Origin of the sequence: Pseudochrobactrum kiredjianiae (assembly GCF_030362795.1) — a bacterium.
GTDB lineage: Bacteria > Pseudomonadota > Alphaproteobacteria > Rhizobiales > Rhizobiaceae > Pseudochrobactrum > Pseudochrobactrum kiredjianiae.
Genome location: NZ_JAUCBM010000006.1, coordinates 1 through 13,461 on the forward strand (window position 1 = coordinate 1; position 13,461 = coordinate 13,461).

The 13,461-nt window shown below is 50.6% G+C and carries 7 protein-coding genes; 1 reads left to right on the plus strand and 6 read right to left on the minus strand.

Annotated features, from left to right (window positions below; translation table 11 throughout):
* The first annotated feature begins 761 nt into the window (after window positions 1-761).
* Window positions 762-2,726, plus strand: coding sequence for a M23 family metallopeptidase (locus QUF18_RS12725; protein WP_289387551.1), 1,965 nt, complete (start codon window positions 762-764; stop codon window positions 2,724-2,726).
* Window positions 2,727-2,818: 92 nt separating this feature from the next.
* Here QUF18_RS12725 and QUF18_RS12730 read toward each other — a convergent pair whose 3' ends face one another.
* From QUF18_RS12730 to ptsP, 6 genes are all read right to left on the minus strand, one after another.
* Window positions 2,819-4,117 (minus strand): L,D-transpeptidase, encoded by a 1,299-nt coding sequence (locus tag QUF18_RS12730; RefSeq protein ID WP_434547422.1) that lies wholly within the window; start codon window positions 4,115-4,117, stop codon window positions 2,819-2,821.
* Window positions 4,118-4,587: 470 nt separating this feature from the next.
* A complete protein-coding gene (clpB, locus tag QUF18_RS12735; protein ID WP_289387554.1) occupies window positions 4,588-7,167 on the minus strand; it encodes an ATP-dependent chaperone ClpB in 2,580 nt (859 codons plus the stop codon).
* 384 nt (window positions 7,168-7,551) lie between these two features.
* Window positions 7,552-8,523, minus strand: a complete 972-nt coding sequence (locus tag QUF18_RS12740; RefSeq protein ID WP_374807063.1) for a DUF4167 domain-containing protein — start codon at window positions 8,521-8,523, stop codon at window positions 7,552-7,554.
* Window positions 8,524-8,986: 463 nt separating this feature from the next.
* Window positions 8,987-9,862, minus strand: coding sequence for a peptide chain release factor N(5)-glutamine methyltransferase (gene prmC, locus QUF18_RS12745; protein WP_289387559.1), 876 nt, complete (start codon window positions 9,860-9,862; stop codon window positions 8,987-8,989).
* A 6-nt stretch (window positions 9,863-9,868) separates the two neighbouring features.
* Window positions 9,869-10,945: a peptide chain release factor 1 gene (gene prfA, locus QUF18_RS12750; RefSeq protein ID WP_289387560.1), complete on the minus strand. Its 1,077-nt coding sequence runs from the start codon at window positions 10,943-10,945 to the stop codon at window positions 9,869-9,871.
* Between the two features lie 240 nt (window positions 10,946-11,185).
* Entirely contained in the window at window positions 11,186-13,456 is a 2,271-nt protein-coding gene (gene ptsP / locus QUF18_RS12755; RefSeq protein WP_289387562.1) for a phosphoenolpyruvate--protein phosphotransferase, read from the minus strand.
* Window positions 13,457-13,461: the final 5 nt, after the last annotated feature.

The following is a 13,461-nucleotide window of genomic DNA, read 5'->3' on the forward strand; positions in this document are numbered from 1 at the left end:
AAAATCTCGTAAACACTAAATCAATCTCTCAATCTTTTCAGTGCCTTACCGATTAGCCAATCTCTCAATCAACCAATCTCAGGGGCGAAGCTCTCTGCCGCTAGCAGCGCCGCCGCCCTCGTTGTTGGCCTCATATAGACCCCACTAACCAAAACTGTCAACACGACAAAACACCTTTTATGGAATTTTTATAACAAAAAACACAAATTCACAGCCAAACACCCAAATTTACACCAACCAGCATACACCCAACCCCACAATTACAACCAAAACACCTCAAAACTCGCACCACATATATCAAAATAACACCCCAACGCCTTGTTCCGACTCGTAAATTCAGAATCAAGCTTTGAAAGCGCGATTCTCTACCTTACTCATTGCGCGAACCCTGATCGTTTTCTCCATATACCCAGCGCAATTGCGCTCTTCTCACCTCCTTTATATGTCACGCAGGAGCAACCGCACTTGTGACCTCTATATAGAGCGTAATTTTCGCAAGATTTTATCCCTTGATCACAAACACGCCCTAATCCGACGATAGGCAGACAAACGGCGAAATGAACAGTTCAGCGGCAAGAGTCTTTTCACAGCGAATAATCGTGGAATGATTTCACATAATTCATTTGTCAGCCGAGTTTACATTGACTAAGCCGACACGGGCAGGCAAAACTTTGCTCTCACCTGAAGCAATGCATATTTTGCAGAGTTTTCCGCCACCATTCAGGCGCGGACATATATAATAAGGAATGGTACTGCACGGCATGAATCAGCAGATCGTGACCAACACCAGTGAACCCGGAGATGAGCCGCCGCTCATCACCGACGGAAGGCGTGGCCCTCCGGACCGGCGTGAGGTTTCTGCACGATGGCTTGCAGGCACCTTCCTGACAGGTATCACTGCTTCCTTATTGATTGGCATTGCGCTATTTGCAGCTCTCGATGGACGTCAGCAATTAGCAACGCCGCCTGAACTTGCCACAAAATCTGAAATGCCCTCGAAAAATGATGCTCAGGACAGCACCAAGGGCAAGCGTGTTATCGCTACGATTACTAAACAAAAGAGCCGCGACCGTCGCCGCATGGATGTATCCACCATGCAAAAAGTCGGTGAGCGCGAGGTAATCCGCACCAAACCTTTTGAATATGTGAGGATGGCTTTGGCTGCCGATCATCCGGCAAGCCGCCAATATCCGGCATTTGATGCTATGGCTGTTTTCTCTGATGGTGCTAAGCCTCAGGTGCAGCCAGCGGATACCGCACAGATCTACGGCGCTAAGGTTGAGAGTGAAATCAGTCTGCGCACCATTGATTTTCCCATGACTGCTACAAATTATGATTCCGAATCTGATCTCAGCAGTGATGAAGTTGAAAAAGTTGTCCGCAGCACAGGTCAGTTACTGACGGATGGTGATGTGCAGATCGCATCGCTGCATTATGTTGATCCGCTGCGTTTTGGTAGCAGTGACTCTTCTTATACACTGACCCAACCGCTTGGCGTGCGTATCACGCAAGAGAATGTCAGTATTAGCAATCGTCTAATGGAAGATGAGACCAATAGCGGCTTTTCTGAAGATATTATCCCGTTCCGCTCCGATTCAAAAATCATCGATGCGCTTAATAAGAGCGGCTATGAAGGGGAAGATGCTGATAATATCGCAGAAGCACTCGCAAAACTGATGAACTCTCCGCGGCTGAAAGCCGGTAGCGTATTACGCGTAGGCGTTATGTCATCTGAAGCCGAAGATCATATTGTTCGCGTTACACTTTATAGCGGTACAACCCATATTGTCACGGTCGCTCTTGATGACCAAAAGCAATATGTCCCGTCTGATGAACCGGAAATGACGCCGCTGTTGCAGACCGCCTTTGACGATTCTGCGCCACCGCCAAGCATTCGCGGTGAGCTGCCGTCCGTTTATGATGCGGTTTATAAAGCAGCTCTTGCTTATGGTATGACCAATGATATGGCGCGTCAGTTGGTAAAAATGCTGGCAAATGATGTTGACCTTCAGTCCAAGATTACGCGTTCTGATACGATTGAAGCCTTTTTCTCCCTGCCGGAAGATTCTGACAGTGCCAATGAAGAATCGCAATTGCTCTATGTCAGCGCCAATATGGGCGGAGCAACACGAAAATTCTATCGCTATCAGTCGCCGGAAGGTGGCATTGAGTTCTATGATGAGAATGGCCGCAGCGCACAACAATTCCTGATCAGAAAACCGGTTCCGAATGGTGTGTTCGGCTCTCCGTTTGGAGGACGCCGCCACCCTATTCTTGGCTATGTTCGTATGCATACCGGTGTTGACTGGCGTGCGCCGCGCGGCTCCCCTATTCTCGCAGCCGGTAATGGTGTTGTTGAAAAAGCCGGTTGGGCGAATGGTTATGGCAATCAAACCATTATCCGTCACGGCAATGGCTATCAAACCAGCTATAACCACCAGAACGCAATTGCTTCCGGCATTACACCCGGCACACGTGTTCGTCAGGGACAGCTGATCGGTTATGTCGGCTCCACCGGTCTCTCGACCGGTCCGCATCTGCATTATGAAGTCATCGTCAATGGCGCAAAAGTAGATCCGATGCGTATCCGTATGCCACAAAGCCAGTCCTTGGGCGGAAAGCAGCTGGAAGTCTTTATGCGAGAGCGTAACCGTATTGATCAGCTTCTTGATGGCAAAGGTGATGTGCCTGCCAAAGTTGCCAATACATCTCAGGCGAAAAGCTAATAAAAAAAGCGGCTATTTTAGCCGCTTTTTTAGAGCATAATTTAAAAGCGTTAGCGCGACTTTGATATGTGCCAAATTTGGCACAAGGCACTCTAATCTGTAAACTCGACGGTTACACCCGCTTTCACCAGTTTGGCCAGTTCTTCCGCATCCCAATTGGCGAGGCGGATACAGCCATGACTGGCGGTTTTACCAATACGGGACGGATCGGGGGTCCCGTGAATACCATAAGTTGGTTTGGACAAAGCAATCCACACAGTACCCACTGGTCCGTTAGGCCCCGGCGGCACAATCAGCACCTTGTCATTATTACCCTGCTTGAAATTGATCTTCGGATTATAGGTATAATTCGGATTGGTTGCGATCCGCTCAACGGTCACAAGACCGGATGGCGAAGGATTATCCGCCGAACCGATGGTCGAAGGATAGGCCACAACCAGTTTGCCGGTTGCATCATAGCCACGCACTTGTTTCCGCGCTTTATCCGCAATAATTTTAGCAACAGGCGACCGTTTCTGCTTACCCAGATTAGGCACACGGATTACCTCGCCCGGCTGACGAAAACTGATACCAGGATTGATTTCCTGCAGATAAGTTTCATCAATATGGAATTTTTCGCCCAACATTTCACGCGGTGAAACATAGGCCATTTCCGGCAGTTTCGCTTTCTCGGCATAATCATTCGGCACCGAGGCCAGATAAAAACGCCCGATGTCCGAGTTGGTAAGCGTATATTCCGTGAAAGCAGGTCCGCCTGTTGATTCCAGCAGCATATTATTTTGCGCTTCGTCCGCAGGATTCAGGGTCGTGCCCGTCATTTCAAGATAGGCAGCGGCAGCTTTATCGACGTTACCACCAGCTTTACCGTCAATCACACCCGGTGATGTGCCGATACGATCCAGCAAAATCTGATAAGATGCCATTTTGGTTTTGGCGCCCTGCCCTTTTGGCATGATAACCGATGGCGTCGGTGTTCCCTGTATGCCGCCGGAACCCGTAGATTGGCCATAAGGGTCTTCGATTGCAGGTCGATAATCATTATTATCCGGTGAAGGTGCAGTGCCGACATCCGGCAATGTTGAGCGATCAATCGCAGCATTGTTCACGCCCGAACCTCGCGGTGCTGCGGGAAAATAATCCACACCTGCATTATCCGGCACATTGGCGAAGCCATCATAGGGCGCACCACCATCGACAGGGCCATTCAATGTCCAGTTGTCATTATTATTCGGCTGCTGTGGCGGGCGTTGCGGATATCCGCCCGGTTGCTCCTGAATACGCAGAATTTTACCCTGATGATCCATAGTCACCTGCCGCCCTGAAGCGTCAATATAGACCCGCACAGTATTATCCTGAAAAATCACTTCTCCCGGATCATAAAGCTGCGCCATCAAAACCGGCTGTTCGTCACCTGATCCGGCAGCATAAGCAGGCGCAATTGTCAGACTTGTCAGCGCTGTGACCGGCAGCCCGAGATAAGTCTTCCAAAACATTCCCCGCATTTTATGCATACCACACCTTTAAAAATCCAAATCACTGTCGCTTCAGCCGGTTCCCCGACCAGACATGCTCTAATCTCAGATCAGGCCATTTTTATGGTTAATAACTTAACTACACATGAAGAAGATACCGTCACAAAGATATTTTTTCATGCAATGAAAAGGCGGCGCTGTCTTTCGACAACGCCGCCTTGTTTCAAATGCGTACGACTGATTTATTTCAGAAATCAGTTATTTAGCATTAGAGCGCCGTGCGCCCTCTTGGGTGAACAAAGCTTGCTCTAACATTTATATTTACAGCATAATTTTACCTTAAACTGGCTCAAGTTTAAGGAATTAAGCTGTAGCTGGAAAATTCAGCTTTATTGCTTTGGCTGAAAGACCAGACGATCTGATCCGGCAGAAATATCCACCACCGAGCCATCAAGGATTTCACCGCCGAGAATTTTCTCAGCAAGCGGATCCTGTACCTGTTTCTGGATCACCCGTTTCAGAGGACGGGCACCATAAGCAGGATCATAGCCCTTATCAGCAAGCCAGTTACGGGCATCGCTTTCAACTTCCAGCGTGATCTTGCGATCAGTCAGCAGATTTTGCAGTCTGCCCAGCTGAATATCGACAATCGCACCCATTTCCGAACGACGCAGACGATGGAACAGAATGATCTCATCCACACGGTTGAGAAATTCCGGACGGAACGATGAACGCACAACGCCCATCACTTCTTCACGAACACTGTCCACATCCTGATCTTCATTCAGTGCAACCAGATATTCCGCACCAAGATTGGACGTCATAATAATCAGCGTATTGCGGAAATCCACAGTACGCCCCTGACCATCGGTCAGACGACCATCATCCAGCACCTGCAACAGCACGTTAAAGACATCCGGATGCGCCTTCTCAATCTCGTCGAACAGGATCACCTGATACGGACGACGACGCACAGCTTCTGTCAGCACACCACCTTCTTCATAACCGACATAGCCCGGAGGGGCACCGATCAGACGGGAAACCGAGTGTTTCTCCATGAATTCGGACATATCAATCCGCACCATGGCTGTTTCATCGGAAAACAGGAATGTGGCCAAAGCTTTGGTCAGTTCTGTTTTACCAACACCAGTCGGGCCTAAGAAGATGAACGAGCCGATCGGACGGTTCGGATCCTGAAGACCGGCACGGGCACGACGCACCGCACGCGATACTGCCTGCACTGCTTCACCCTGACCGATCACCCGTTTACCGAGTTCGTCTTCCATACGAAGCAGTTTTTCCCGTTCGCCTTCCAGCATCCGGTCAACCGGAATACCGGTCCAGCGGGAAATGATCTGCGCAATATGATCCGGCGACACAGTTTCTTCCAGCATTGTGCCGGTATTTTCCTGTGCTTCCGCATCGCTCAGCTGTTTTTCCAGCTGCGGGATCGTACCATAGGCCAGCTCACCGGCTTTCTGGAACTCACCATTACGCTGGGCAGTTGCCAAAGCATTGCGCGCATCTTCAAGCTGCTTTTTCAGATCTGCTGCATGGCCGAGTTTCTGCTTTTCTGCCTGCCATTTGGCAGTCAGCTCAGCGGATTCTTCTTCCAGATCAGTCAGTTCTTTTTCAAGACGCTGCAAGCGATCTTTCGATGCCGTATCAGTTTCCAGCTTCAGTGCTTCACGCTCGATTTTGAGCTGCATCACACGACGATCCATCTCATCCAGCTCTTCCGGTTTGGAATCCACCTGCATACGCAAACGCGCAGCCGCTTCATCCACAAGGTCAATCGCCTTATCCGGCAGGAAACGATCTGTAATGTAACGGTTCGACAAGCTTGCTGCCGAGACCAAAGCCGAGTCCGAAATACGCACTTTATGATGCTGCTCGTATTTTTCCTTCAAACCGCGCAGGATCGAGATTGTATCTTCAATAGTCGGTTCATTGACGAATACCGGCTGGAAACGACGGGCAAGCGCCGCATCTTTTTCAACATATTTACGGTATTCTTCCAATGTTGTTGCGCCAACACAATGCAACTCACCACGCGCAAGCGCAGGCTTGAGCAGGTTGGACGCATCCATCGCACCATCAGATTTACCGGCACCAACCAAGGTGTGCATTTCGTCGATGAACAAGATGATTTCGCCTGCTGCGGATTCCACCTCAGTCAGCACGGATTTCAGCCGTTCTTCAAACTCACCGCGATATTTCGCACCGGCAATCAGCGCACCCATATCAAGCGCCATCAATCGCTTGTCTTTCAGCGATTCAGGCACATCACCATTGATGATGCGCAGTGCCAGACCTTCAGCGATCGCAGTTTTACCCACGCCCGGCTCACCGATCAGCACCGGATTATTTTTGGTACGGCGTGACAGAACCTGAATGGTACGGCGGATTTCATCATCACGGCCGATCACAGGATCCAGCTTGCCGGAGCGTGCATCTTCTGTCAGATCACGGGCATATTTTTTCAACGCTTCGAAATTGGCTTCAGCAGAAGCACTGTCGGCAGTCCGGCCTTTACGCATCTGATTAATCACCTCATTCAGAGCCTTCGGCGTTACCCCCGCCTTGGACAGAATTTCATAAGTTTTGGCGCTTTTTTCCATCGTGAAAGCAGTAAGCAAACGCTCAACCGTGACATAGCTGTCACCGGCTTTGGTCGCCAGTTCTTCTGCAGTGGTCAGAATTTTTGCAAGCGGCTGCGCCAGATAAAGCTGCCCGTTACCACCGGTTACTTTCGGCAGTGCAGCAAGGGCGCTTTGAAGTGCGAGTTTAATATCAGGTATGCGACCGCCAGCCCGTTCGATCAGACCGGAGGCCAGACCTTCTTCATCATCCACCAAGACTTTAAGCAGATGTTCAGGGGCAAATTGCTGATTATCCGAATTTAACGCAAAGCTCTGCGCAGACTGGATAAAACCCTGTACGCGTTCGCTGTATTTCTCAATATTCATAATGTCTCCTTTTCGCCTCCCGACCCGTTATGGCATCGGAAGATCGTGGGTGACGGCTCCCCCTTAAAGGCAGGAACCTTGTAAAACAGATTTTGGATGAAGGAACTGAATGCTCCGGCACCCTGTCTGAAATTGATATGGGGCGATAGCCCTGTACCTGCAAGGGGTTGAAACAAATACCTGAAAATTATTATTTCATACCAAAACCCTTTGAGTATGGCTCATGGGGTTTTGGTTAAGCCCGAGTGGCGATTGAACTGTTTCAAGGCTTGGATAGCGTTAGCATCTTAAGCCGCCTTGGTCTCAGCAGAGACAGGCTACCGCCTGCACATAAAAAAACCGGCGGTAAACCGCCGGTTTTTAAATCAAACAAAGTGCAACAGATTACTCAGTTTCAGCCAAAGCTGTATCCTGATCCTGCGTTTCCGCATCTGCTTTCGGTGCGCGGGTCGTGCGGCGCGGACGCAATACACGACGGGTACGCGGTGCTGCTTCTTCATCAGTCGAAACAGTATCGACAGCTGCATCCTGCTTCACATCCGCTACCGGAGCAGCATCGCTTTCCTTCACAACCGGTGCTGCGGCACGCGGGCGGCGACGCACAACTGGCGCTTCCGCAACTTCGCTCACAGCAGCAACAACAGGCTCCGCATAGGTTGACGTTACAACCGGTTTTGCTGCCGGCTGATTGTCCGGCTGTACTGCAGGCTGTTCATAAGGAACCTGCGGTGCAGCAACAGCAACTTCCTGCCCCTGCTCAGCGCCATATTCAGGGCGCTGATGACGGCGCGGACGCTGCATACGACCCTGCCTGTCATTGTTACGGTCATTATTACGATCGTTGCGGTCGTTACGATCATTACGATCATTACGGTCGCCACGGTCCTGACGATTATTCTGCTGACGGTTATTGCGACCGGAAGAACGGGAATTTTCTTCGCCATACATCACTTCAGCAGGTGTGCCTTCGATAACAGGCTGCGGGCCGCTGCCGTCATAGACTTCCTGATGCGACACGGACTGGCCGGAATGACCCTGCTCCATTGTATCGTCATCATCATAGTCATCATCAAAGCCTTCATCCCGCTGTACCGGCACAGGGTTTTGAGCCTGCGCTGCCAGAATGATACGGTTATAATGCTCTGCGTGCTGCAAATAATTCTCTGCAATAACCCGGTCGCCGGTTGCCTGTGCATCGCGAGCCAGAGTTGTATATTTTTCGGCAATATGCTGCGCATTGCCCCTGATTTTTACATCAGGTCCGTTACTTTCGTAATTACGGGAAAGAGGATTAGGGCCCTTACGGTTATTATTCCCCCGTCCACGCATGCGCCTGTTCTGCTGTGCTGGCCTCATACTCATCTCTTTTCAGATTAGGGGCGAAGAAATCATTTCAGCTGAAAGAGCTGATGGACTTCATAACGACAATAACAAAAAGTGCGCCCCGCACTTTCAGCATATAATTTTGTTTAAGTTTTGTGCTGCCGTGTCAGCAACTCCGCAAAGGAGGTCGGTTAAAAAACCACCGGACAGCAGCTGATTAAGATGTGTGAATCGCTCTTATAATTTCGTACCAACCGATACGTTTTCATCAAGATACAATTTCAAACATATAACTTCAGGCTGACAACTCTGTCCGACATACTAGCGCATAAGTCTTTAAATCGCTACCGGTTCAAAGATTAAATTATGCGTTCGTCCGAATTGTTACTGCATCTTTCATCCATCATCGAGGAGACACGAAGCAGCAGCGGTGACAGGAAATTAGACATGTTTGCCGTAAATTCCAAGTCTTTTTTGATCATATTAAACATTAAAGTCAACGCTGAAATGACAATGCGCGTTTATGACCACCCAAATCTTCTGCATCACCGGTCAGTTTGAAACCATGCTCCGCAAAAATCGTCTCAATATCCGGTGCTTGCCCTGCTCCGATTTCAACCGCAATCATACCATTATCGTGCAGATAATCCGCACCTTTTGCCGCCAGGGAGCGATAAAAATTCAAGCCATCTTCACCGCCATCCAAGGCGCGGCGCGGGTCAAAATCCTTAACACCTTTGTCCAGTTCAAGCACAATTTTGGCCGGAATATAGGGCGGATTTGAGACAATCAGGTCATATTTTCCACGTACAGCATCAAACCAGTCGCTCTGTAAGACAGCGAGACGCGAAGAAACACCTGCGGCTTTTGCATTGACCCGTGCTGCTTGCAGCGCACCTGCCGCAATATCAACGGCCACACCACGCGCCTCATGAACCTCATGCAATAATGTGATAGCAATAGCACCGGTACCCGTGCCCATATCAATAAAATCGGTAAAAGATTTCTGAGCGACTTGCTGCTGCAAAAATGGCAAAACCAGCCCGATCAGCGCTTCCGTATCGGGGCGCGGTTCCAATGTATCGGCATTCAATTTGAAATTAAGGCCATAAAATTCACGCTCACCAATGATTCGATGCACCGGCTCACCGTTCAGTCTGCGCTGAACCGCAGCAAATACATCTTCCAGCACAGAATGCGAAACAGTGGCGTCTGCACGGATTACGATATCCGTCAGTGTAAAACCGGTATAATGCTGCACCAGCAGACGGGCATCGAGTTCAGCACTGTCAATCTCGGCGTGGCGTAATTCAAGCCGCACATGCGCCAGAAGCTGATTGAGCGTGTTAATCGTGTTTTCCTGATTTGTCATGGCAACTCAGTTATCACCCAATTCCGCCAGCAATGCGGACTGATGATCAGAAATCAGCGCATCTACCAATTCGTCCAGCTCACCCATCATCACCCGGTCAAGCTTATAAAGCGTGAGATTGATACGATGATCGGTTACCCGTCCCTGCGGAAAATTATAGGTGCGGATACGCTCGGATCGGTCACCGGACCCCACCTGACTACGGCGTGCCTCGGAGCGTTCACTCTCTGCACGCTGACGCTCCATATCATAAAGACGGGCACGCAAAATCTGCATGGCTCGCGCCCGGTTCTGGTGCTGCGATTTTTCCGCCTGCACCACCATAATCCCTGTCGGAATATGGGTAATACGCACGGCAGAGTCTGTGGTATTCACGTGCTGACCACCGGCACCTGACGCACGCATTGTATCAATGCGGATATCTTCATTACGGATTTCAATATCAATTTCTTCCGCTTCCGGCAGCACAGCAACCGTTGCGGCCGACGTATGAATACGCCCGCTGCCTTCTGTTTCCGGCACACGCTGCACGCGATGCACACCGGATTCAAACTTCAGCTTGGAAAACACGCCTTTGCCGGAAATTGTTGCGATAATTTCCTTGAAGCCGCCCGCATCACCTTCGCTCGTTGAAACAACTTCAACCCGCCAGCCTTTGTCGGCAGCATAGCGCTCATACATACGAAAAAGATCACCACCGAACAAAGCGGCTTCAGAACCACCGGTACCGGCACGAATTTCCAAAATAGCATTTTTCTCGTCGGCAGCATCTTTTGGCAGCAGCAAAATCTGCACTTCTGCTTCGAGCGCTTCAACCTTGTCTTTTATTTCCGGAATTTCCATTTCCGCCAATGCACGCATTTCCGCATCACCGGAGGCGTCATCACGCATCGAGATCAAATCTCTCAGTTCTTGCTGTGCAGCCTGCAATTCACGAATCTTCAACGCCACATCTTCCAGCGATGAATATTCCGAAGCAAGTTTAACATAGGTTTCCGGCGAAGGATTATTGGCCATTTGTGCTTCAAGCATCATAAAATGCTTGAGTAACTGATCCATTCTGTCCTGCGGCAGCGCAACCATGCGGTAATCCTAATTTTTAAAATAAACGAGCCTGAAACCACATACAGGTTTAGCAATACGTATCGGCTTGCACCCATAAAGCATTTCGCAATCAAACGGAAACATTTGATTGCGAAATTTTAGAGCATAATTCCTCAAACTTGAATCAGTTTAAGGAAAAATTATGCTCTAATTTTAAAGTGTTAGAACGCCGTGTGCCAAGTCTGGCACACGGCGTTCTAACGTATAAAAAACGGGGTTTTACAGCGGAATCTGCTGCTCATTGGCAAAGCGCACCAGATTTTCACGGATTGAGCCATTGGCATCCGGCCTGTGCACCAGTTCCGCCAGTATTGCATTGAGTGCAGCGGCATCCAGTGACAACAACATATTCTTCACCGGACCGATAGCTGCCGCAGACATTGAGATCGAGCGGAAGCCCAATCCGATCAGCATCATCGCTGTTAATGGCTTACCGGCCATTTCACCACATAATGTCACCGGTTTATTATGACGTTTTCCGGCTTCTGCAATTTGTAGCAACACCCGCAAAAATGCCGGAGACAACTGGTCAAAACGATCAGCGATCTGTGCATTGCCGCGGTCAACCGCCATGATGAATTGGAACAGATCATTTGATCCGACGGAGGCAAAATCCACTTCATTCATCAATTCATCCAACTGCCAAAGCAGCGACGGCACTTCGATCATCGCGCCGATTTTCAGATTGCATGGCGGCTGGTAATCAAAACGGGTCAGATAATTTACTTCCCGCTCAATGATCTCACGGGTCGCCCGCACCTCGGCGACTTCCGTCACCATCGGCAACATAATCCGTAACTCCCGTCCGCCAGCAGCCTTGAGCAGTGCCCGCAACTGCGTGCGCATCAGGCCTGGCCGGTCAAGCGCTAAGCGGATTGCCCGCCAGCCCATCGCCGGATTTTCCTCATGCGCGTTGGAGCGGAAATAAGGCAGCACCTTATCGCCGCCAATATCCAGCGTACGGAAGGTTACCGGCTTATCACCGGCAGCTTCCAGCACAGCGCGATAGAGTTTTTCCTGCTGGCCGGAGCGCGGGAATGTGGAGGCCACCATGAATTGCAGCTCTGTGCGAAACAGGCCGACACCATCGGCACCGGATTCTTTGAGCTGCGGCAGATCAACAATCAAGCCGCCATTCATCAGCAATGCAATAGACTTACCGTCTTTGGTAACCGCAGGCTTATCGCGCAATTCGCGGTACAGCGCCTGACGTTTGGCACGGAACCGCACCTTTTCCGCGTAAGCCGCTTCAACATCAGTCTGCGGGCGCAGATGAACGCGGCCATCCTCACCATCAATAATGATGGCATCATTATTTTCGGCCAGAGCCACCACGCCTTTGGCCTGCCCTACGACGGGAATACCCATAGCACGCGCGACAATCACCACATGACTGGTCGTCGCGCCGTCTTCCAGCACCAGACCGCGCACTCTTTCGCGCGGATAATCCAGCAATTCCGCAGCGCCCATGGAACGAGCGACAATGATGGAATCCTTGGCCATCATTTCCGCAGCGCTTTTCGGGTCATAGCCCATCAATTGGCGCATCAGACGATTGGCAAGATCATCAAAATCGCTGAGCCGTTCGCGCATATAAGGATCGCTCAGATGCATCATCCGTGCGCGCGTGTCACTCTGGACTTTTTCAACCGCAGCTTCTGCTGTCAGGCCATTGCGGATGGCTTCTTCCAAGCGCCGCATCCACCCACGATCATGGGCAAACATCCGGTAGGCTTCCAGCACATCACGGTGTTCGCCTTCCATCGCCACATCACGGCGCGACAACATATCGTCAATTGACAGACGCAGAAAACCCATCGCCTCATCCAGACGGGAAATCTCATGCTCAATATCTTCGTTGAAGAGATTGGTCACCACAATGCGCGGCTCATGCAGCACCACATGGCCAAGACCAACACCTTCATTATAGGCATGACCGTTGAAGCTGACAGAACGACCGTTAGTCAGCTCCACGCCCGGACGCGCTAAGCGGGTCAGATTGCCGGAGGCCACCATTTCCGCCAGCACCATCGCTGTGGTTTCCAGCGCTTCCAGCTCATCCTCGCGATAGGCACGCTTGGTACGGTTCTGCACAACCAGAACCCCCATTGTGCGTCCTGCGCGCAGCACCGGAACACCGAGGAAGGAATTATACACCTCTTCGCCGGTTTCCGGCAGATAGGTAAAAGCCGGATGGCTCTGTGCATCCGTCAGATTGAGCGGACGTGCTGTTGCAGCAATCGTACCGACAAGCCCCTGCCCCAGACGCAATTGCGCCAGATGCACAGCCTGCGGGTTCAGACCTTCGGTTGCATAGAGTTCAAGAATTTCATCGGAGCGCAGCACATAGAAAGAACAGACCTCCGCCACCATATTTTGCGCGATCTCGCGCACAATATGATCAAGGCGTTCCTGCGGTTCCAGCGCTTCTGCCATTAAGGCGCGAAGACGCTTGAGCAAAATCCGGGGTCCGGCTGTCAGCTCACGCATAGGGT

Coding starts and splice junctions, on each gene's coding strand:
- prfA (WP_289387560.1), bottom strand. CDS start 10,945: ATGGTTGCGCTGCCGCAGGACAGAATGGATCAGTTACTCAAGCATTTT.
- ptsP (WP_289387562.1), bottom strand. CDS start 13,456: ATGCGTGAGCTGACAGCCGGACCCCGGATTTTGCTCAAGCGTCTTCGC.
- prmC (WP_289387559.1), bottom strand. CDS start 9,862: ATGACAAATCAGGAAAACACGATTAACACGCTCAATCAGCTTCTGGCG.
- QUF18_RS12730 (WP_434547422.1), bottom strand. CDS start 4,117: ATGGCGCAGCTTTATGATCCGGGAGAAGTGATTTTTCAGGATAATACT.
- clpB (WP_289387554.1), bottom strand. CDS start 7,167: ATGAATATTGAGAAATACAGCGAACGCGTACAGGGTTTTATCCAGTCT.
- QUF18_RS12725 (WP_289387551.1), top strand. CDS start 762: ATGAATCAGCAGATCGTGACCAACACCAGTGAACCCGGAGATGAGCCG.
- QUF18_RS12740 (WP_374807063.1), bottom strand. CDS start 8,523: ATGAGGCCAGCACAGCAGAACAGGCGCATGCGTGGACGGGGGAATAAT.